The organism is Pseudomonas sp. 102515 (assembly GCF_031085165.1).
GTDB lineage: Bacteria > Pseudomonadota > Gammaproteobacteria > Pseudomonadales > Pseudomonadaceae > Chryseomonas.
Window position 1 is genome coordinate 1,050,267 of the sequence record NZ_JAVHTY010000001.1, and the last position, 19,876, is coordinate 1,070,142.

The following is a 19,876-nucleotide window of genomic DNA, read 5'->3' on the forward strand; positions in this document are numbered from 1 at the left end:
TCAAGCTCGAACTTAGTTCTGGCTTTCCATCTGCGCCTTGATCAGGTCGCCGATGGTGGTGGGGCCAGCAGCAGGCTCTTGCTTGCTACGCAGGGAGCTCATGGCTTCCTTCTCATCGTCGACGTCCTTGGACTTGACGGAGAGGCTGATTACGCGGCTCTTGCGATCGATGCTGATGATCTTGGCTTCGACTTCGTCGCCTTCCTTCAGCACGTTACGGGCGTCTTCGACGCGGTCACGGCTGATTTCGGACGCCTTCAGGACGCCTTCGATCTCGTTGGCCAGGGTGATGACGGCGCCCTTGGCATCGACTTCCTTGACGGTACCGCGCACGATGGTGCCCTTCTCGTTCAGGGAGGCATAGTTGGAGAACGGATCGTCTTCCAGCTGCTTGATGCCCAGGGAGATGCGCTCGCGCTCCGGGTCGACCGACAGGATCACGGTATCCAGCTCGTCACCCTTCTTGAAGCGACGCACGGCTTCTTCGCCGGTTTCGTTCCAGGAGATGTCGGACAGGTGGACCAGGCCGTCGATGCCGCCTTCCAGACCAATGAAGATACCGAAATCGGTGATCGACTTGATGGTGCCGGAGATGCGGTCGCCCTTGTTGAACTGCCCCGAGAACTCTTCCCACGGGTTGGCGCGGCACTGCTTGATGCCCAGGGAGATACGACGACGCTCTTCGTCGATATCCAGGACCATGACTTCCACTTCGTCGCCGACCTGAACGACCTTGGACGGGTGGATGTTCTTGTTGGTCCAATCCATTTCGGACACGTGCACCAGGCCTTCCACGCCCTCTTCCAGCTCGGCGAAGCAGCCGTAGTCGGTGAGGTTGGTGACGCGCGCCTGAACGCGGGTGCCTTCCGGGTAACGGGCCTTGATGGCGACCCACGGATCTTCGCCCAGCTGCTTCAGACCCAGGGAGACGCGGTTGCGCTCGCGGTCGAACTTCAGCACCTTGACGTCGATCTCGTCGCCGACGTTGACGATTTCCGACGGATGCTTGATGCGCTTCCAGGCCATGTCGGTGATGTGCAGCAGGCCGTCTACGCCGCCCAGGTCGACGAACGCACCGTAGTCGGTGAGGTTCTTGACGATACCCTTGACTTGCTGGCCTTCCTGCAGGGATTCCAGCAGAGCTTCACGCTCGGCGCTGTTCTCGGCTTCCAGGACGCTACGACGGGAAACGACAACGTTGTTGCGCTTCTGGTCCAGCTTGATGACCTTGAACTCGAGTTCCTTGCCTTCCAGGTGAGTGGTGTCACGCACCGGACGGACATCGACCAGGGAGCCCGGCAGGAACGCGCGGATGCCGCTGACGTCGACGGTGAAACCGCCCTTGACCTTGCCGTTGATGACACCCTTGACCACTTCGTCGGCGCTGAACGCGGCTTCCAGGACCAGCCAGGATTCGGCGCGCTTGGCCTTTTCGCGAGACACTTTGGTTTCGCCGAAACCGTCTTCGACGGCATCCAGGGCTACGTGGACTTCGTCACCCACGTTGATGGTCAGCTCGCCTTGTTCGTTGTAGAACTGCTCGAGCGGAACCAGGCCTTCGGATTTCAGGCCGGTATCGACCACAACCCAGTCGCCATCGATCGACACCACGGTGCCGACGATGATGGCGCCCGGCTGCATGTCGAGGGATTTCAGACTTTCTTCAAAGAGTTCTGCGAAGCTTTCGCTCATGTTCATACCTGTTGTATGGATACCCGATGTATCCGGCTACCGCATGACCAGCCCATGCGGGGTGAGTGGTTACCATCCGGCTGCCGGGATGCGACTGGTTCCCGGCAGCTTTCACCGACGACCCGGATGAGTCTCGGCCTTCATCCCGCCAGGTCGCGTTCGGCGGCCAGGGTCAGGATGCGTTCCAATACCTGTTGTATGGAGAGATGCGTGGAATCCAGCTCGACGGCATCGTCGGCCGGCTTGAGCGGAGCAACGCTACGCTGACTATCGCGGGCGTCCCGCTCACGGATCTCTTCCAGGAGGGCAGGCAAGCTAACATTTTCGCCCTTCTGCTTCAACTGAAGATAACGCCTCTGTGCCCGTTCCTCGGCACCGGCGGTCAGAAAGATCTTCAGCTCGGCGTCCGGAAACACCACGGTGCCCATGTCACGACCATCGGCGACCAGACCGGGCGCCTCGCGGAACGCCTGCTGGCGCTGCAGCAGGGCATCGCGCACGGCGGGCAGGGTCGCCACCTGGGAGGCGCCGGCGCCGACTTCCTCGGTACGGATGACGTCGGTGACGTCCTCGCCTTCGAGGATGATGCGCTGGCCGTGCTCGTGCCCGGCAAGGAACTGGACGTCCAGATGGGCCGCCAGCAACTTGAGCGACTCCTCGTTGGTGTAGTCCACGCCATGGTTGCGGGCAGCGAAGGCCAGCAGCCGGTAGAGCGCGCCGGAATCCAGCAGATTCCAGCCCAGTTGGCGGGCGACCAGCGCCGCGAGGGTGCCCTTCCCCGAACCGCCGGGGCCATCGAGGGTGATGACGGGTGCGGTACTGCTCATGAGTGCCCCTCCGTAAGAGATTGATGGACGGCGACCTGAGCGCCGGCCTGGGTACGACTGGCGAGGATGCGCCCGAAATATTCGCGCGCGCCGCGCGCATGGGTCAGCACCTCCATGAGGAACTGACCATCGCCGGCCTGGATGGCACCACGCAGCTCGTCGAGATCGGCACGATAGGTGTCCAGGGCCTGCAGCACGGCTTCGCGATTGGCGATGAAGATGTCATGCCACATGGTCGGATCGCTGCCGGCGATGCGGGTGAAGTCGCGGAAACCGCCGGCAGCGTAATGGAAGATCTCGCGGTTCTCGCTGCGCTTGGCCAGGGAATCCACCAGGTTGAAGGCCAGCAGGTGCGGCAGGTGGCTGGTGGCGGCGAGGACTTGGTCGTGATGCTCGACGGTCATGTGCTCGACATCGGCCCCTATGGCGCGCCAGAGCCGATCGACCTTGTCCAGATCGGCCGGCAGGGTCTCTTCCAGTGGCGTGAGGATGACCTTGTGCCGGTTGAACAGCGCCGCGTTGGCTGCGGTGACGCCACTGCGCTCGGAGCCGGCGATGGGATGACCCGGCACGAAGCGCAGCGACTGGCCAGCGAAGGCCTGGCGAGCGGCGCGCACCACGTTGCCCTTGGCGCTGCCGACGTCGGTGAGGATGGCGCCCTGCAGCGGCAAGGCCGCGAGATCGGCCAGTACCCGTTCCATGGCCAGGATGGGCACGGCGAGCTGGATGACGTCGGCACCCGGGCAGGCGTCGCCGAGGTCGGCGACGCAGCGGTCGACGACGCCCAGCTCGACCGCCAGCCGGCGGGTCTCGGGATCGCGATCGACCCCGACCACCTCACGGCAGAGCCCACTGGCACGGGCGCCCTTGGCGAAGGAGCCGCCGATCAGGCCCAGGCCGACCACGACGAGACGTTCGATCAGAGGGGTGGCCACTTCAGCCACGCCCCAGAACCTTGCTCAGCGCCGCCAGGAATCGGGCATTTTCCGCTTCGGTGCCGATGGAGACGCGCAGGAAGGTCGGCATGCCATAGCCGGCGACGGGCCGGACGATGACGCCCTCCTGCAGCAGCCCCTGGTTGATCGGCGCGGCGTCGCGCCCCAGGTCCACGGCGATGAAATTGCCACGGGAGGGAATCCACGCCAGGCCGAGATCGCGGAAACCGGCTTCCAGCTGGGCCATGCCGGCGTCGTTGAGGGCCCGGCTGCGGGCCAAGTAGTCGCTGTCGGCCAGGGCCGCACAGGCCGCGGCCTGGGCCAGGCTGTTGACGTTGAACGGCTGGCGCACCCGATTGAGGACGTCGGCCACGATCGGCGAGGAGAAGGCATAGCCGACGCGCAGGGCGGCCAGGCCATAGGCCTTGGAAAAGGTCCGCGAGACGATCAGGTTGGGGTACTGGGCCAGGAACGCCAGGCCATCCGGCAGTTCATCGCCCTCGGCGTATTCGATGTAGGCCTCGTCCAGCACCACCAGGACGTGCTCGGGTACGCGAGCGAGAAAGAGTGCCAGGGCCTCGCTGTCGAACCAGGTGCCCGTGGGGTTGTTGGGGTTGGCGACAAAGACCACCCGGGTGTCGGCATCGATGGCGGCGAGCATGGCGTCGAGGTCATGACCGTAGTCCTTGGCCGGGACGCTGCGGCCCTCGGCGCCGATGGCCAGGGTCACCAGCGGATAGACGGCGAAGGCGTGCTCGCTGAACACGGCGTTGTAGCCGGGCGCCAGGTAGGCCCGGGCGACCAGTTCGAGGATGTCGTTGGAGCCGTTGCCCAGGGTGATGCCATGGGCGGCCACACCGAAACGCTCGCTCAGGGCCTGCTTGAGATCGAAGCCGCCGCCATCGGGATAGCGGGTCAGCTCGGCCAGCTCGGCGCGAATGGCTTCGAGGGCCTTGGCGCTGGGACCGAGCGGGTTCTCGTTGCTGGCGAGCTTGACGATGCTGGCCGGCGCCAGGCCCAGTTCGCGGGCCAGTTCATCGACGGGCTTGCCGGGCACGTAGGGCGAGAGTTTCTGTACGCCGGGAAGGGCTTGTGCCAGGAAATCGCAGCTCATGGAGACCTCTTCAACTTGCGATGACGACGGCCGGGCCGCCGAAAATGGGCGCCATCTTAAAGCCAAGGCGGGTCGCGGACCAATCGAAGTTGCGCCTGCGCGACGGAAAGCCCCTAGCTGATGGCGCTGTAACGCCCCGGCCGATGGTTGATCGCCAGGGTCAGATTGAGGATCACGGCGCCCAGGATCGAGACGAGGATGGCGCCGGGCTCGACGACCCACAGCGCCAGCAGGACGATCAGGCAATCGATGCCCATCTGCACCTTGCCCGCTCGCCAGCCATAGCGCTGCTGCAGATAGAGCACGGCGATGTTGATGCCGCCGAGGCTGGCCTGGTGCCGGAAGAGAATCAGCAACCCCACGCCCATCAGCACGCCGCCAATCACAGCGGCATAGAGGGATTGCAGTGCACTGAAGGCGATGAAGTGCGGGGTCAATTCGGTAAGCAGCGACACCAGGGTCACGGCCGCCAGGGTCCGCAAGGTAAAGGCCCAGCCCATCCGTCGCACGGCCAGCCAGTAGAACGGCAGGTTGATGAGAAAGAACGCCTGACCGAAGGAGAGTCGCGTGCCGTACTGGGCAAGAAAGGCCAGGCCCGCGGTACCGCCGGTGAGCAGGCCGGCGTGGCGATAGAGATTGACCGCCAGGGCGATCATCAGGGTCGCACTGAGCAAGGCCAGCACGTCTTCGAGCAGATTGTGCCGCTGGGGAGTCACGGAGGTCATGGGGCCATCCTGGCGCGAGAGGGAAGCCGACCCCGAAGACGGGGTCGGCTGGGAGACTGTCAGCCGAGTTCGGCCAGCAGCTTCTCCCACTCCTTGGTTTCCTTCTTGGAGGGCGCACCCAGCAGCTCGACCGCCTGGCGCAGGCGGAAGCGGGTAAGGTCCGGTCCGAGGATCTCCATGGCGTCGAGCACCGAGACCGAGCTGGCCTGGCCGGTGATGGCGGCGAACAGCAGCGGCATGACGTCGCGCAGCTTGAGCTGCTGGTGCTCGGCGACCGCCTGGATCACCGCGGTGATGCGCTCCTTGTCCCACTGGCGCAGGGCTTCGAGCTTCCACAGCAGCAGCTGCATGATCAGGCGGACCTGGTCGGCGGACAGCTTCTTGTGCTGGAACAGCGCCGGATCCAGATTCAGGGCGCCACTGAAGAAGAAGCCGGCCAGCGGGGCGATCTGGCTGAAGGTCTCGACCCGCTGTTGCACCAGCGGGGCGATCTTGAGCAGGTACTCGGGATTGAGCGCCCACTGCTGCACCTCGGCGGCGAAGCGCTCGGAGCTCAGCTCGCGCAGCCACTGGCCGTTGAGCCAGGAGAGCTTCTCGACGTCGAAGATCGGACCGCCCAGGGAGACGCGTTGGAGGTCGAAATGCTCGACCATCTCGTCCAGGGTGAATTTCTCGCGCTCGTCGGGCATGGACCAGCCCATGCGGCCGAGGTAGTTGAGCATGGCTTCGGGGAGGTAGCCCATGCGCTGATAGAAGGTTACCGAGGTGGGATTCTTGCGCTTGGAGAGCTTGCTCTTGTCGGGGTTGCGCAGCAGCGGCATGTAGCAGAGCTGCGGCTGCTCCCAGCCGAAGTATTCATAGAGCTTGATCAGCTTGGGCGCCGAGGGCAGCCACTCTTCGCCGCGCAGGACATGGGTGATGCCCATCAGGTGGTCGTCGACCACGTTGGCGAGGAAGTAGGTGGGTAGGCCGTCGGCCTTCATCAGCACCTGCATGTCCATGCGATCCCAGGGGATCTCCACATCGCCACGCAGCAGGTCGGGGACGACGCAGACACCCTCCTCCGGCACCTTCATGCGGATCACATAGGGCTGGCCGGCGTCCAGACGCTGCTGCACCTCTTCCTGGGACAGGCGCAGGCCGCGCCCGTCGTAGCGCGGCGTCTCGCCGCGCGCCTGCTGTTCGGCACGCATCTGGTCGAGTTCTTCGGGCGTGGCGAAGCAGAGGAAGGCATGACCCTTCTCCACCAGCTCCCGGGCGTACTTCCAGTAGATCTCGCCACGCTCGCTCTGCCGATAGGGACCATGGGGGCCACCGACGTCCGGGCCCTCGTCCCATTCGATGCCCAGCCAGCGCAGGGCGTCGTAGATCTGCTGTTCGGATTGGCGGGTGGAGCGGACCTGGTCGGTATCCTCGATGCGCAGGATGAACTGGCCACCGTGCTGACGGGCGAAGCAGAGGTTGAACAGGGCGATATAGGCGGTACCGACATGCGGGTCGCCGGTGGGCGACGGCGCGATGCGCGTGCGAACGGTGGTCATCGGCTTTCTCGAGAAACGCGAAGGGACAAAGGCGGAATGGTAGCAGCGCCAGCCCTGGCGCTGCCAGTTGGAGCGGGCCTAGACCTGAACCAGACGCTCGCGTAGCGCCTGGATCTCGTCACGCAGCTGGGCGGCGGACTCGAACTGCAGGTCGCGCGCCAGTTGCAGCATCTTCTCTTCGAGCTGGCGGATGCGCTTGCCGATCTCGCTAGGCGAGCGCAGCTCGGCGGCGTATTCGCCCTGGTCCTCGGCGGCCTTGGCCGCGCGGCGCTTGCCCTTGGCACCCGGCGCCGCGGCCCCTTCCATGATGTCGCGGATGTCCTTCTTGATACCCTGGGGCACGATGCCGTGTTCTTCGTTGAAGGCCAGCTGCTTGTTGCGCCGCCGTTCGGTCTCGTCGATGGCGCGCTGCATGGAGCCGGTCATGTTGTCGGCATAGAGGATGGCCTTGCCGTTGAGGTTGCGCGCCGCCCGGCCGATGGTCTGGATCAGCGAGCGCTCGGAACGCAGGAAGCCTTCCTTGTCGGCGTCGAGCACCGCCACCAGGGAGACTTCCGGCATGTCCAGGCCTTCACGCAGCAGGTTGATGCCCACCAGGACGTCGAAGGTGCCCAGGCGCAGGTCGCGGATGATCTCCACCCGCTCCACGGTGTCGATGTCGGAGTGCAGATAGCGCACCCGCACGTCGTGATCGGCCAGGTAGTCCGTCAGGTCCTCGGCCATGCGCTTGGTCAGGGTGGTACAGAGCACCCGCTCCTCCTGGGCCACCCGCAGGCGGATCTCGGAGAGCAGGTCGTCCACCTGGGTGGTGGCCGGACGGATCTCGATGATCGGATCGACCAGGCCGGTGGGTCGTACCACCTGCTCGACCACGCGGCCGGCGTGTTCTTCCTCGTAAGGACCGGGGGTGGCCGAGACGAAGATGGTCTGGGGCGCACCGGCTTCCCACTCCTCGAACTTCAATGGCCGGTTGTCCAGCGCCGAGGGCAGGCGGAAGCCATATTCGACCAGGGTTTCCTTGCGCGAGCGGTCGCCCTTGAACATGGCGCCAATCTGCGGAACGGTGACGTGGGATTCGTCGATCACCAGCAGGGCGTTGCTCGGCAGATAGTCGTAGAGGGTGGGTGGCGGCTCGCCCGGGCCACGCCCGGACAGGTAGCGGCTGTAGTTCTCGATGCCGTTGCAATAGCCCAGCTCGAGGATCATCTCCAGGTCGAAGCGGGTGCGCTGCTCCAAGCGTTGGGCCTCGAGCAAGCGATTCTGGCTGCGCAGCCATTCCAGGCGATCGGCGAGCTCCAGCTTGATGTTCTCGATGGCGCCCAGCAGGGTCTCGCGCGGCGTGGCGTAGTGGGTCTTGGGATAGAAGGTGAAGCGCGGCAGCTTGCGGATCACCTCGCCGGTGAGGGGATCGAAGGCCGACAGGCTCTCCACCTCGTCGTCGAAGAGCTCGATGCGTACCGCCTCGAGATCGGATTCCGCGGGAAAGATGTCGATGACGTCGCCGCGTACCCGGAAGGTGGCGCGGGCGAACTCCATGTCGTTGCGGCTGTACTGCAGCTCGGCCAGGCGACGCAGGATGGTGCGCTGGTCGATGCGGTCGCCGCGATCCAGGTGCAGGACCATCTTCAGGTAGGCCTCGGGACTGCCCAGGCCGTAGATGGAGGACACCGAGGCGACGATGATGGCGTCCTTGCGCTCCAGCAGCGCCTTGGTGGCGGACAGGCGCATCTGCTCGATATGGTCGTTGATGGACGAGTCCTTCTCGATGAAGGTGTCCGACGAGGGCACATAGGCTTCCGGCTGGTAGTAGTCGTAGTAGGAGACGAAGTACTCCACCGAGTTGTTCGGGAAGAAGGCCTTGAATTCGCCATAGAGCTGGGCGGCCAGGGTCTTGTTCGGCGCCAGCACCATGGTCGGGCGCTGCACCTGGGCGATGACGTTGGCGATGCTGAAGGTCTTGCCCGAGCCGGTCACGCCGAGCAGGGTCTGGTGCGACAGCCCTGCTTCCAGGCCTTCCACCATCTGGCGAATGGCTTCGGGCTGGTCGCCGGCCGGGGTGTAGCGGGTGGAAAGCTGGAATGCGGACATGGCTGCCTCAATAGCGCGGAAATGCACGGACGACACCGCGCCGGCCGGAGGTCGGAGCGATGCGGACGAGGAAAAAACTGGAACCACCCAGATGAGGTCGCAAGCGCCCTTTTGCAATCCGCCTACGCCGCCGCACGTCAGGAAAACTCCGACGGAGGTCGGGTCGCGATGGCGCCTGCAGGGGGCTATACTTCCGCTTCCTGAGCGTTCCGCCCTTCCCTTCACCCCTCATTCGAGCCCCTGTCCCATGAGTTTGTTCTCCGCCGTCGAAATGGCACCCCGTGACCCCATCCTTGGCCTGAACGAGGCCTACAACGCCGATGCCCGTCCCCACAAGGTCAATCTGGGCGTGGGGGTCTACTACGACGAGCAGGGCCGCATTCCGCTGTTGCGCGCCGTGGCCGAGGCCGAGAAGCAGCGCGTGGCCGCCCAGGCGCCGCGCGGCTACCTGCCCATCGAGGGCATCGCCGCCTACGACCAGGCCGTGCAACACCTCCTGTTCGGCGCCGAGTCGAGCCTGGTGCGCGATGGCCGCGCCATCACCGTGCAGGCCGTTGGCGGCACCGGTGCGCTGAAGATCGGCGCCGACTTCCTCAAGCGGCTGCTGCCGGACGCCGTGGTCGCCATCAGCGACCCGAGCTGGGAAAACCACCGTGCGCTGTTCGAAAGCGCCGGCTTCCCCGTGCAGAACTATCGCTATTACGACGCCGCCAGCAACGGCCTCAATCGCGAAGGCTTCCTGGCCGATCTCCACGCCTTGCCGGAGCGCTCGGTGGTGGTGCTGCATGCCTGCTGCCACAACCCTACCGGCGTCGACCTGCAGCCGGCCGACTGGCAGGCGGTACTGGACGTGGTCAAGGCGCGCAACCTGGTGCCCTTCCTCGACATCGCCTACCAGGGCTTTGGCGACGGCATCGAGGAAGACGCCCAGGCGGTACGCCTGTTCACCGATTCCGGCCTGACCTTCCTGGTCTCCAGCTCCTTCTCCAAGTCCTTCTCGCTGTACGGCGAGCGAGTCGGCGCCCTGACCCTGGTCAGCGAGAGCCGCGAGGAAAGCGCCCGGGTGCTGTCCCAGGTCAAGCGCGTGATCCGCACCAACTATTCGAACCCGCCGACCCATGGCGCCACCATCGTCGCCAGCGTGCTGAGCAGTCCCGAGCTGCGCGTGCTCTGGGAAGCCGAACTGGGCGAGATGCGCCAGCGCATCCGCGCCATGCGCAACGCCCTGGTGGAAGGCCTGGCCGCGGCTGGCGCCCCTCGCGACTTCGCCTTCGTCAACGCCCAGCGCGGTATGTTCTCCTACTCCGGCCTCACCGCCGAGCAGGTCGAGCGGCTGAAAAGCGAATTCGGCATCTATGCGGTCAGCACCGGACGTATCTGTGTGGCGGCGCTGAACGAGCGCAATCTGCCACCGACCGTCCAGGCCATCGCTGCCGTCCTGAAGGGCTAAGACGGCGCTTCCGGCAGCGCCTTTTCAGGGTGCTGCTGAGGCTTGACTTCCCGTTATCTATCAGTAAGATACGCTCCGTTGTTCCGCGATAGCTCAGTCGGTAGAGCAAATGACTGTTAATCATTGGGTCCCTGGTTCGAGTCCAGGTCGCGGAGCCAAGATCTGAAAAAGCCCGTAGTGGGTGACCGCTACGGGCTTTTTGTTTGGGTGCGATTTTCGTCTAGAGGGCATGCCAGCGTCGGCAGCTGGCAGCGATCCGCGCCTCCGGCTTGCTCTTTCGCGAAGCTAGTCGATGCTCTTTCGGACTCGAGCGCAGCGTCCAGGAGCGACGCGATGGCCGTCGCTCAGACAGCGGGCTGCGGCGTACCGGGTTGGGGGCAACTGCGATGTAGCGTCTCCAGATCCCAGGGCTTGGGCAGAAAGGTGGCATGGGCGGCGGAGGCGGGATTTTCGTCGCAATAGCCGGAGGTGATGACAATGGGCAGGCTTGCCTGACGGCCACGTGCCTGGACTGCCAGATCGACCCCACTCAGGACGCCCGGCATCCGAACGTCAGTAAAGAGCAGATCCAATTGCGGCTGCTCCTTCTGCAGGAAAGCACAGGCCGCGTCCGCACTGCCAAAGGCATGCACCTGATAACCCCAGCCCTCGAAAAGCTCCTGGAGAAGCTCCCGCAGAACAGGCTCATCCTCGGCGACTAGCACACGCTGGCGATTCATGAGCGGATCCTGTAATTGGAAGATTGCAATCGTTTGACCATAGCAACTCGCTAGCGTCCTGAGCTGTACGACCAAGGGTGTCGTTGTACAGGAAACAGACCGGGCCGGTGCGAGAGCCGAATAAACGGCTGAAGCGGTGCAAGTCTTGTACAGGGTGCCGCCGTCGGACCTGGCAAAGTCACCTTTGGTGCGCCCATCCCCCTAAGCGAGACGGCTTTGCGTTAAGCTTGCGCCGCCGCCGTCTACCCCGCAGGTCAGAGCCTTGGATCCGTCGTCTCGCCGTCACTGGATCAGCGATCTCAGCAGCAGGATACGCGCTCGTCCGACACTGGCCTACAGCCTTGCGTTAATGGCGTTCGGCGTGGCCCTGGCGGCACGCTTCGCCCTGGTGGACGTCCTGTTGCAGGGCTTTCCCTACCTGACCTTCTTTCCCGCCGTCATCTTGACCGCCTTCTTCTGCGGCAGCCGCGCCGGTACCCTGTGCGCCGTGCTGTCCGGACTGGCCGCCTGGTACTTCTTCATTCCGCCGGGCTGGACCTTCAACGTCGGCCCCCAGGGTGCCCTGGCACTGGCCTTCTATGTGGTCATCGTCAGCGTCGACATCGTGCTGATCCACTACATGCACACGGCGAGCGCCCGGCTGCGTGCCGAACAGCAGGTGATCCACGACCTGTACAACGTCCAGACGACGATGTTCCTGGAGTTGCAGCACCGGGTCGCCAACAACATCCAGTTCATCGCCTCGCTGCTCATGCTGCAGCAACTCAAGTTGCCCGGCGACAGCCAGGCGTCCCAGGCCCTGGAGGAAGCCCGCTCGCGACTGGAGAGCATTTCGCGCATCCACCGGCGCCTGCACGACCCCGCCGATGCCGATCAGCCGGTGGCCCACCACCTGCAGTTGCTGACCAGTGACCTGCTGGCCGCCGCGGGACAGGCCAATGTCTCCTGCGCCATCACCGCCGAACCGCTCAATTTCGACCTCCCCCGCCTGACCACCCTGTCGATGCTGGTGGCCGAGGTGGTGACCAACTCCCTCAAGCACGCCTTCGACGCCAGCCAGCGCGGCCTGATCAGCATCAGCCTGCAGCGCGGCGCCGATCAGCGACTGCTGTTGCGTATCGCCGACAACGGTCGGGGCATGCCGCGGCAATTCAATCCGCGCACCAGCCAGCGCTTGGGCTTCAAGATCATCAACAGCCTGGCCGAACAGCTCGGCGGCGAGGCGCACTACCGCAACGACAATGGCACCGTGGTCGAGGTGCAACTGGCAGCCTAGGGCATGGCTTCGACCCGGACCGGGCTAAAACCCTATACAATGCGCGGCTTTTCCAGCCAGGTGCCCCGCCATGACCGCTTTGCCGCCCTGCCCCCTCTGCGCTTCCGAATACACCTACGCCGAGGGCGACCAGTTGATCTGCCCGGAGTGCGCCCATGAATGGACGCCCGGGGACGCCGGTACCGCGGCCGAAGCCAAGGTGATCCGGGATGCGGTGGGCAATACCCTGCAGGACGGCGATACCGTCAGCGTGATCAAGGACCTCAAGGTCAAGGGCTCGTCCCTGGTGGTCAAGGTCGGCACCAAGGTCAAGAACATCCGCCTGGTCGACGGCGATCACGACATCGACTGCAAGATCGAGGGCATAGGTGCGATGAAGCTCAAATCCGAGTTCGTCAAAAAGGTCTGATCGTCGTGCCGGGGTGTTCCCTGGCGGAGCGATGCCCTACCCTTGAGGCTCTTTTCCTCCTGCCAAGGACTCTCCATGTCTCGTCGCTTCCTCCGTTCGGCCCTGTTCCTCGCGCCCCTGCTGCTCGCCGGCCAGGCCTTCGCCCAGTCGGCGCCTGCCAACGCCCAGGAACCCCAGCCGTCGGTCACGGAGAAGTATGGCGACTGGCAGGTGATCTGCCGCATCGCCCGCAACGCGGACCGTTCCGTGCAGCTGTGCGCCATCACCCAGCAGAAGGACAGCGCCAAGGGCCAACGCATGCTGGTCACCGAACTGCGCCCCAATCGTGAAGGCGTGGACGGCATCCTGGTGCTGCCCTTTGGCGTGGCGGTGACCAAGCCGATCTCGCTGCAGATCGACAAGCGCAGCCTGGAGAATCGGCCCTTCCACACCTGCATCCCCCAGGGCTGCGTGGTGCCGGTGGAATTCGTCGGTGACGTCTTCAAGCAACTGCAGCGCGGCGGTCGCCTGACCGTGACCACGCCGGTCGCCAACGGCGAGACCGCCAGCGAAAGCCTGTCGCTCAAGGGCTTCTCCAAGGCCTACGACCGCGCCAAGGAACTGACCAAGCCGCTGTAGGACCGCTAGTCTAACAAGGGCGCTGCCGGGTGCTGCGCCGTGCCGCTGGCGGCGGCGCGCTCCACGGCGGCCACCAGCGCCAGGGTACGGGCGGCATCCTCGGCGCTGACCAGGGGTGCCTCCGCTCCCCGCGCGACCCGCACGAAGTGCTCCAGCTGCAGCCGCAAGGCCTCGTCCGGGGCCACGGCCCGCACCTCAGTTGCAAGCGGCTGGTGCCAGCCGGCGCCCGGCTCGGCATAGCGCCAGAGGCGCAGCTGCGGCACGCTCAGGGCACCTTCGATGCCGGCGAAGAGATAGCAGGACTGGTCCGGCTGGTGGGGATAGACCGGATTCTCGCCACTGGTGAGCTCCCAACTCCAGGGCGCGACGGCGCCGTCACTGGCGGTGAGACTGCCCAGGGCGCCGCTCTCGAATTGCAGGCTGATCGCGGCGCTGTCGGCATTGGCGTAGCCGCGCAGGGCGTTGTCGGCGAAAGCCTGGACCTGGCGCACCTCGCCGCACAGATGGCGCAGTAGATCCAGGTCGTGGATCAGGTTGGTGAGCAGCATGCCGGCACCCGCTTCGCGACGCCAGGCGCTGTCGAAGTAGCTGGCAGGCTTCTGCAGTTGCCAGAGGGCGGTGACGGTGACCAGCCGGCCCAGGACGCCCTCCCGCAGCAACTCGTGGGCCCTGGCGATGAGCGGATTGTGGCGGCGGTGGTGACCCACCAGCAGCGGCACCTGGCTGGCACCTTGCGCCGCCAGCAGTCGCGCTACCTCTTCAGGCGAGGTGCCGACGGGTTTCTCCAACAACACCGGAATGCCCAGTGCCAGGCAATCCAGGGCGGTGGCGACATGCAGGGCATTGGGATTGGCGACGACCACCGCGTCCGGGCGCACGGTCTCGAGCAGCTGGCGATGATCGCTGAAGTGCGGCACTGCCCACTGCGCGGCCAGTTCGCTCGCCGCCGGATCGGGATCGGCCAGGGCGCATAGCCGGGCACTTGGGACGAACTGGAGATGATGCAGATGCTGGCGACCCATGTTGCCGGCGCCGATGAGGGCGATGCGCAAGGCAGCGACCATGAAGGAACCCCTTGTTGTGGTTATCGAGGTCCCTCGACTCTAAGGGACGCCCTGTCGAAGGCGCTACTGCACCGGCAGGAAATTGATGAACAGCAGGCTCTGGGCGTAGTTGACGCCGATGCGCCGGTAGCGCTCGTCGAGCAACTGGGCGAGCAGGTCGAGTCGGGCGACGATCTTGCCGAACTCGGTGGCGAAACTGAGGTTGCTGCCCTCCTCCGAGATCTCGTTGGCGAACAGCAGCGGTTCGCCCTCGGCATTCTTGCGCTGGCCGAGCAGCCAGGTGGCCTTCTCGATGTTGCGGGCCGCGTTGTTGACGAAGCGCGCATTCACCACATCGGTGATGTAGAACTCGGTGCGATTGCCGTGGGCGGCGATGATCATGCTACCGATGGCATAGATGAAGGCGCCGACCCGGTCGCCGTGGTAGTCGTCGCCGAGCACATAGCTCAGGGCCGCCACGTCCTTGCGTCCGCCCAGTGCGGGCAGGCTGCGTCGCTGCTCGATGGCCATGCGGATTTCGCGCTCGGCGCTGGCGGCATCGGGCAGGCCGGTCTTCTTCCATTCGGCCGGATTGCGCAGATAGAGCTTGTTCATCAGCCGATAGAGACTCTGCAGATTGGCCTGCATGGCGAGGGTGGCCAGGCGGTCGGAGCTGGTCTGCAGGAATTCGCTGGGGCGGGTCTTGCCGAATTGCCGGGCGATGTCCTGGGCGGACTGGCTGGTGCAGCCGGCCAGGCTCGCGAGGAGGCCAATCACACACCCGAGACGGGCGATGGCTGTGAAGGTGGAGGCAGGCATGGGGACTTCGGCGGCTGAGGGCAGCCGAAGGGTAAAGCCTTCCCTGGCTGGCCTGCTGTGCGGCAGGCCAAGGAATGGGCGTATCCGAGCCGATTTAAAGGCTCGCGAGCTAGAGACAAACAAGGCGAAAATGGCTGAGGGAACGCAGTTCAAAAACAGTAAACGAGCATTCCGACCGGGTTGGCGACCCAGGCCATTTTCAACGCCGTTTGGCCGACGCGCAGCGACCTTTAAACAGGCTCAGCCATTGCTGGGAAAGGCGAACTGCGAAGCCTCCCGGGCCTCGCGCTGCGGCCAGCGCTGGGTGATGGTCTTACGGCGGGTGTAGAAGCGCACGCCGTCGGGGCCGTAGGCATGGAGGTCGCCGAACAGCGACCTCTTCCAGCCGCCGAAGCTGTGGTAGGCCACCGGCACCGGCAGGGGCACGTTGATGCCGACCATGCCCACCTCGATCTGGTCGGCGAACAGCCGCGCCGCTTCGCCGTCGCGGGTGAAGATGCAGGTGCCGTTACCGTATTCGTGGGCGTTGATCAGGGCGATCCCTTCTTCCAGGCTCTTGACCCGCACCACGCAGAGCACCGGACCGAAGATCTCTTCCTTGTAGATGCGCATCTCCGGGGTGACCTGATCGAACAGGCAGCCACCGAGGAAGAAGCCCTCTTCATGGTCGGCGACCTTGAGACTGCGGCCGTCCACCACCAGCTTGGCGCCCGCCGCCACGCCATCGACGACATAGCCGGTGACCTTGTCCAGGTGCGCGCCGGTGACCAGCGGGCCCATGTCCAGGCCGCACTGGGTGCCCGGGCCGACCTTCAGTTTTTCGATCTCCGGCACCAGCCGGGCGATCAGCGCATCGGCGACCTGGTCACCGACGCAGACCGCCACCGAGATGGCCATGCAGCGCTCGCCGCAGGAGCCGTAGGCGGCGCCCATCAGGGCATTGACGGTGTTGCCCAGGTCGGCATCGGGCATGACCACCGCGTGGTTCTTGGCGCCGCCCAGGGCCTGGACGCGCTTGCCCTTGGCGGTGCCGCGGGCATAGATGTATTCGGCGATGGGGGTGGAGCCGACGAAGCTCAGCGCCTTGACCTCGGGCGCATCGATCAGGCCGTCCACGGCTTCCTTGTCGCCATGCACCACGTTCAACACGCCCTTGGGCAGGCCGGCTTCTTCGAACAGCTGGGCGATGGCCAGGGTGGAACTGGGGTCGCGTTCGCTGGGCTTGAGGATGAAGGTGTTGCCGCAGGCGATGGCCAGCGGATACATCCACAGCGGCACCATGGCCGGGAAGTTGAACGGAGTGATGCCGGCCACCACGCCCAGGGGCTGGAAGTCGGACCAGGTGTCGATGCTCGGACCGGCGTTGCGGTTATATTCGCCCTTGAGCAACTCGGGCGCGGCGGTGGCGTATTCGACGTTCTCGATGCCACGGCGCAGCTCGCCGGCGGCGTCTTCCAGGGTCTTGCCGTGCTCTTCGCTGATCAGCTGCACCAGGCGCTCTTCGTTGCTCTCCAGCAGCTGCTTGAAGCGGAACAGCACCTGGGCGCGCTTGGCCGGCGGGGTGTTGCGCCAGGCCGGAAAGGCGCCCTGGGCGGCATCGATGGCCTGCTGCAGGGTGGCCGCATCGGCCAGGGGCACTTCGCGGATGACCGCACCCGTGGAGGGGTTGTAGACCGGTGCGCGACGGCTGCCACCGTCGACCAGCTGGCCGCCGATGAGATGCTTGAGGCTCATGAAAGGACTCCTTGTACGAGGGATGGGCGCTTCCTATGGGAAGCGCCGGAAAGGGGGTCAGTCGAGGCGATTGAGGACATCACCGACCGCGGCGAAGACCCGGTCCAGGTCTTCGATCCTCGCGTTGAAGGTAGGCCCGAACTGCAGGGTGTCGCCGCCGAAGCGCACATAGAAGCCGGCCTTCCACAGGGCGATGCCGGCCTCGAACGGGCGGATCACCGCATCGCCGTCGCGCGGGGCGAGCTGCAGGGCACCGGCCAGGCCGCAGTTGCGGATGTCCACCACGTGCCTGGCGCCCTTGAGGCCATGCAGCGAGGCTTCGAACCTGGGCGCCAGCTCGGCGGCCTGTTGCACCAGGTTCTCCCGCGCCATGAGTTCCAGCGCCGCCAGACCCGCGGCACAGGCCACCGGATGGGCCGAATAGGTGTAGCCATGGGGAAACTCGACCATGTGCTCAGGCGTGGCCTGGTTCATGAAGGTGTCGTAGATGGCGCTGCTGGCGATCACCGCGCCCAGGGGCACGGCGCCGTTGGTGACCTGCTTGGCCACGTTCATGATGTCCGGCGTCACGCCGAAGAATTCGGCGCCGGTGTGGCGACCCATGCGGCCAAAGGCGGTGATGACCTCGTCGAAGATCAGCAGGATGTCGTGCTGGGTGCAGATCTCGCGCAGGCGCTGCAGATAGCCCACCGGCGGCACGATCACCCCGGCCGAACCGGACATGGGCTCGACGATGACGGCCGCGATGTTGGAGGCATCGTGCAGCTCGATCAGCTTGAGCAGCTCGTTGGCCAGCTCGACGCCGCCGGTCTCGGCCATGCCCTTGGTGAAGGCCATGCCCGGTTGCAGGGTATGGGGCAGATGGTCGACGTCCATGAAGGAGCCGTACAGCTTCCGGTTACCGCCGATGCCGCCCAGGCTGGTGCCGGCGATGTTGACGCCGTGGTAGCCGCGGGCCCGGCCGATCAGCTTGGTCTTGGCCGGTTGACCCTTGATGCGCCAGTAGGCCCGCGCCAGCTTGACCGAGGTGTCCGCGCTCTCGGAACCCGAGCCGGTGAAGAAGACATGGTCCAGACCCGCCGGGGTCAGCTCGGCCATCTTTTCGGCCAGCTGGAAGGACAGCGGATGGCCGTACTGGAAGCCCGGCGAATAGTCGAGGGTGCCCAGCTGACGCGCCACGGCCTCCTGGATCTCCTTGCGCGAGTGACCGGCGCCGCAGGTCCAGAGTCCGGAGAGGCTGTCATAGATACGCCGCCCCTGGTCGTCGATCAGCCAGCTGCCCTCGGCGGCCACCACGATGCGCGGATCCTTCTGGAAGGCGCGATTGGCGGTGAAGGGCATCCAGTGAGCGCGCAGGTTGAGCTGGGCGGCGACAGGTGGGGAAACGGTCAGCGGCTGGTTCATGACGGGGTCTCGGGCGGTGACGTTGAACCTGCAGGATGCGCCCGGTCTTGCGTGAGTTAAATGGTTTTTTTCTCGCGCATGGACATATGAATCCTCACCAAATTTTCGTTTCAATCGGCCAGGCGAGAAAGACTGGCAAAGGAGAACAATGCCAACTCACGCCGTCATGGATTGATGAAAAGCGCTTTCCAAACGCGATTATCCGTGCCAATTCGACGCCACGGAAACATCTTGAAAACAATAAAATTGATTAGTAATCAGTAACTTGCCTGAAACACTTTAAGCTGGCCGCCTGCCACCGTAGTCCCGTGGCGCCGAGGCCTCGTCGCCTCACCTCTCTTCCCGGCGCGTAGTCCAGCCGGGCGCGGTAGCCTGTCCGCCGTCTCTGCCGCGTAGCCAACTTTCCGCTTTCGCCAACCCGTGCCCCTCTCCCGAGGCGGAGCGCGCGGTTTAGCTATTCCTCAAGGAAACCTCTCCCATGCTGATTCAGCTCAACTGGATCCGCGGCCTGGCGGCCGTTCTCATCGTTTTCCACCACATGACCGTGGGCAGCTACCGGACCACCGAACATCAGCAGATCGCCCTGAATCTGCTGTCGCTGGAAACCACCTGCATCTTCGTCGCGCTCTCGGGCTTCTTCTTTCGCTACAACCTCGGCAAGTACAGCTACCAGGTCTATCTGGGCAAGAAGCTGCAGAACGTCATCCTCCCCTATCTGCTGATCTCGATCCCCGCCGTGCTGCTCTATGTCTCCGGCCTCAAGCAGGAACACGAGTGGATCGACATGAACGCCTTCCATGGCTGGCCGCCCTTCGCCCAGACTGCCCTGTTGCTGGCCACTGGCGCCCACCTGGGTCCGCTGTGGTTCATTCCAGCGCTGACGCTGATCTTCCTGCTCGCGCCGGTCTTGGAATGGATCGTCAAGCGCGGCCTGCTACCGGCGGCGACCATGGTCGGCCTGCTGTATTTCCTGGTGTCCGATCGCCCGGCCAACGATGCCGACCCGCTGCTGGCGGCCCTGCATTTCCTGCCGATCTACCTCTGCGGCATGCTGGCCTGCGAACAGCGTGAGCGGCTGCAACGGCCCCAGGCGCGTTACTGGCTGCTGGCGGCTCTGGTGCTGCTGAGCGGCGCGGCAGTGCTCGACAGTGCCTTCTACGGGCTGCAGAAACTGGCACTGTGCCTGTTGCTGTTCGCCGTCTTCAGCCAGCCGGTCAAGGCACCGGGACGTGCCGACAGCCGTCTGGCCAGGGGCATGGGGCTGCTCGGCGCCTACAGCTTCGCCATCTACTTCCTGCACGGCTATCTCGCTGGCGCCTATCGCGTGCTGGGTCGCCTGCTGGGTGAGCAGAACTTCGCCCAGTACCTGGGCACCCGCCTGTGCCTGACGCTGATCACCCTGCTCTGCTGCATCGCCGCGGTCTGGGTGGTCAAGCAGGTCAGCCAGCAGCGCAGCCGGGTACTGATCGGCGCCTGAAACCG

General features: G+C 65.0%; 16 protein-coding genes, 1 tRNA gene and 1 pseudogene. 6 read left to right on the forward strand and 12 right to left on the reverse strand.

What is annotated here, in order from left to right; genetic code table 11:
* Positions 1–12: 12 nt before the first annotated feature.
* From rpsA to uvrB, 7 genes and pseudogenes are all read right to left on the reverse strand, one after another.
* Complete coding sequence (gene rpsA, locus RCF34_RS04800) at positions 13–1,692, reverse strand: 30S ribosomal protein S1 (protein ID WP_007160397.1); 1,680 nt, start codon at positions 1,690–1,692, stop codon at positions 13–15.
* Positions 1,693–1,832: 140 nt separating this feature from the next.
* Complete coding sequence (gene cmk, locus RCF34_RS04805) at positions 1,833–2,519, reverse strand: (d)CMP kinase (protein WP_007160398.1); 687 nt, start codon at positions 2,517–2,519, stop codon at positions 1,833–1,835.
* Between the two features lie 38 nt (positions 2,520–2,557).
* A pseudogene (locus RCF34_RS04810) lies at positions 2,558–3,442 on the reverse strand (prephenate dehydrogenase/arogenate dehydrogenase family protein); the annotation flags it as partial.
* Positions 3,443–3,455: 13 nt separating this feature from the next.
* Positions 3,456–4,568: a histidinol-phosphate transaminase gene (gene hisC, locus RCF34_RS04815; protein WP_308707126.1), complete on the reverse strand. Its 1,113-nt coding sequence runs from the start codon at positions 4,566–4,568 to the stop codon at positions 3,456–3,458.
* A 113-nt stretch (positions 4,569–4,681) separates the two neighbouring features.
* Positions 4,682–5,293, reverse strand: a complete 612-nt coding sequence (locus tag RCF34_RS04820) for a YitT family protein (RefSeq protein WP_308707127.1) — start codon at positions 5,291–5,293, stop codon at positions 4,682–4,684.
* A gap of 59 nt (positions 5,294–5,352) precedes the next feature.
* Complete coding sequence (gene gltX, locus RCF34_RS04825) at positions 5,353–6,834, reverse strand: glutamate--tRNA ligase (RefSeq protein ID WP_308707128.1); 1,482 nt, start codon at positions 6,832–6,834, stop codon at positions 5,353–5,355.
* A gap of 78 nt (positions 6,835–6,912) precedes the next feature.
* Complete coding sequence (uvrB, locus tag RCF34_RS04830; RefSeq protein WP_308707129.1) at positions 6,913–8,922, reverse strand: excinuclease ABC subunit UvrB; 2,010 nt, start codon at positions 8,920–8,922, stop codon at positions 6,913–6,915.
* 247 nt (positions 8,923–9,169) lie between these two features.
* Between uvrB and RCF34_RS04835 the strand changes: the two genes are divergently transcribed.
* Positions 9,170–10,372, forward strand: coding sequence for an amino acid aminotransferase (locus RCF34_RS04835; protein ID WP_308707130.1), 1,203 nt, complete (start codon positions 9,170–9,172; stop codon positions 10,370–10,372).
* Positions 10,373–10,454: 82 nt separating this feature from the next.
* A tRNA-Asn gene (locus RCF34_RS04840) sits at positions 10,455–10,530 on the forward strand.
* 186 nt (positions 10,531–10,716) lie between these two features.
* Here RCF34_RS04840 and RCF34_RS04845 read toward each other — a convergent pair.
* Positions 10,717–11,091 carry a response regulator gene (locus RCF34_RS04845; protein ID WP_308707131.1) on the reverse strand — a complete coding sequence of 125 codons (375 nt, stop codon included), beginning with the start codon at positions 11,089–11,091 and terminating at the stop codon, positions 10,717–10,719.
* Positions 11,092–11,353: 262 nt separating this feature from the next.
* On the opposite strand from RCF34_RS04845, the gene RCF34_RS04850 reads away from it, so the two are divergent.
* From RCF34_RS04850 to RCF34_RS04860, 3 genes are all read left to right on the forward strand, one after another.
* On the forward strand, positions 11,354–12,367 hold the full coding sequence (locus tag RCF34_RS04850; protein ID WP_308707132.1) for a histidine kinase dimerization/phosphoacceptor domain -containing protein: 1,014 nt from the start codon (positions 11,354–11,356) through the stop codon (positions 12,365–12,367).
* Positions 12,368–12,437: 70 nt separating this feature from the next.
* Positions 12,438–12,776: a zinc ribbon domain-containing protein YjdM gene (locus tag RCF34_RS04855; protein ID WP_308707133.1), complete on the forward strand. Its 339-nt coding sequence runs from the start codon at positions 12,438–12,440 to the stop codon at positions 12,774–12,776.
* A 75-nt stretch (positions 12,777–12,851) separates the two neighbouring features.
* Positions 12,852–13,394 (forward strand): invasion associated locus B family protein, encoded by a 543-nt coding sequence (locus RCF34_RS04860; RefSeq protein ID WP_308707134.1) that lies wholly within the window; start codon positions 12,852–12,854, stop codon positions 13,392–13,394.
* Positions 13,395–13,399: 5 nt separating this feature from the next.
* Here the strand turns inward: RCF34_RS04860 and RCF34_RS04865 are convergent, their stop codons facing one another.
* From RCF34_RS04865 to RCF34_RS04880, 4 genes are all read right to left on the reverse strand, one after another.
* Entirely contained in the window at positions 13,400–14,458 is a 1,059-nt protein-coding gene (locus RCF34_RS04865) for a Gfo/Idh/MocA family oxidoreductase (protein WP_308707135.1), read from the reverse strand.
* Between the two features lie 63 nt (positions 14,459–14,521).
* Positions 14,522–15,256 carry a hypothetical protein gene (locus RCF34_RS04870; RefSeq protein ID WP_308707136.1) on the reverse strand — a complete coding sequence of 245 codons (735 nt, stop codon included), beginning with the start codon at positions 15,254–15,256 and terminating at the stop codon, positions 14,522–14,524.
* A 240-nt stretch (positions 15,257–15,496) separates the two neighbouring features.
* A complete protein-coding gene (locus tag RCF34_RS04875) occupies positions 15,497–16,990 on the reverse strand; it encodes a CoA-acylating methylmalonate-semialdehyde dehydrogenase (protein ID WP_308707137.1) in 1,494 nt (497 codons plus the stop codon).
* Between the two features lie 57 nt (positions 16,991–17,047).
* The gene (locus RCF34_RS04880) at positions 17,048–18,394 is read right to left on the reverse strand and encodes an aspartate aminotransferase family protein (RefSeq protein ID WP_308707138.1); all 1,347 of its coding nucleotides are present in this window, start codon (positions 18,392–18,394) and stop codon (positions 17,048–17,050) included.
* Between the two features lie 478 nt (positions 18,395–18,872).
* Between RCF34_RS04880 and RCF34_RS04885 the strand changes: the two genes are divergently transcribed.
* Complete coding sequence (locus tag RCF34_RS04885) at positions 18,873–19,871, forward strand: acyltransferase (protein ID WP_308707139.1); 999 nt, start codon at positions 18,873–18,875, stop codon at positions 19,869–19,871.
* Positions 19,872–19,876: the final 5 nt, after the last annotated feature.

Bases quoted from the DNA above. Each gene is read 5' to 3' on its own strand.
- RCF34_RS04855 (WP_308707133.1), top strand. From the start codon at position 12,438: ATGACCGCTTTGCCGCCCTGCCCCCTCTGCGCTTCCGAATACACCTAC.
- uvrB (WP_308707129.1), bottom strand. From the start codon at position 8,922: ATGTCCGCATTCCAGCTTTCCACCCGCTACACCCCGGCCGGCGACCAG.
- RCF34_RS04880 (WP_308707138.1), bottom strand. From the start codon at position 18,394: ATGAACCAGCCGCTGACCGTTTCCCCACCTGTCGCCGCCCAGCTCAAC.
- RCF34_RS04875 (WP_308707137.1), bottom strand. From the start codon at position 16,990: ATGAGCCTCAAGCATCTCATCGGCGGCCAGCTGGTCGACGGTGGCAGC.
- rpsA (WP_007160397.1), bottom strand. From the start codon at position 1,692: ATGAGCGAAAGCTTCGCAGAACTCTTTGAAGAAAGTCTGAAATCCCTC.
- RCF34_RS04835 (WP_308707130.1), top strand. From the start codon at position 9,170: ATGAGTTTGTTCTCCGCCGTCGAAATGGCACCCCGTGACCCCATCCTT.
- gltX (WP_308707128.1), bottom strand. From the start codon at position 6,834: ATGACCACCGTTCGCACGCGCATCGCGCCGTCGCCCACCGGCGACCCG.
- RCF34_RS04885 (WP_308707139.1), top strand. From the start codon at position 18,873: ATGCTGATTCAGCTCAACTGGATCCGCGGCCTGGCGGCCGTTCTCATC.
- RCF34_RS04870 (WP_308707136.1), bottom strand. From the start codon at position 15,256: ATGCCTGCCTCCACCTTCACAGCCATCGCCCGTCTCGGGTGTGTGATT.
- RCF34_RS04865 (WP_308707135.1), bottom strand. From the start codon at position 14,458: ATGGTCGCTGCCTTGCGCATCGCCCTCATCGGCGCCGGCAACATGGGT.
- RCF34_RS04845 (WP_308707131.1), bottom strand. From the start codon at position 11,091: ATGAATCGCCAGCGTGTGCTAGTCGCCGAGGATGAGCCTGTTCTGCGG.
- cmk (WP_007160398.1), bottom strand. From the start codon at position 2,519: ATGAGCAGTACCGCACCCGTCATCACCCTCGATGGCCCCGGCGGTTCG.
- RCF34_RS04820 (WP_308707127.1), bottom strand. From the start codon at position 5,293: ATGACCTCCGTGACTCCCCAGCGGCACAATCTGCTCGAAGACGTGCTG.
- RCF34_RS04860 (WP_308707134.1), top strand. From the start codon at position 12,852: ATGTCTCGTCGCTTCCTCCGTTCGGCCCTGTTCCTCGCGCCCCTGCTG.
- hisC (WP_308707126.1), bottom strand. From the start codon at position 4,568: ATGAGCTGCGATTTCCTGGCACAAGCCCTTCCCGGCGTACAGAAACTC.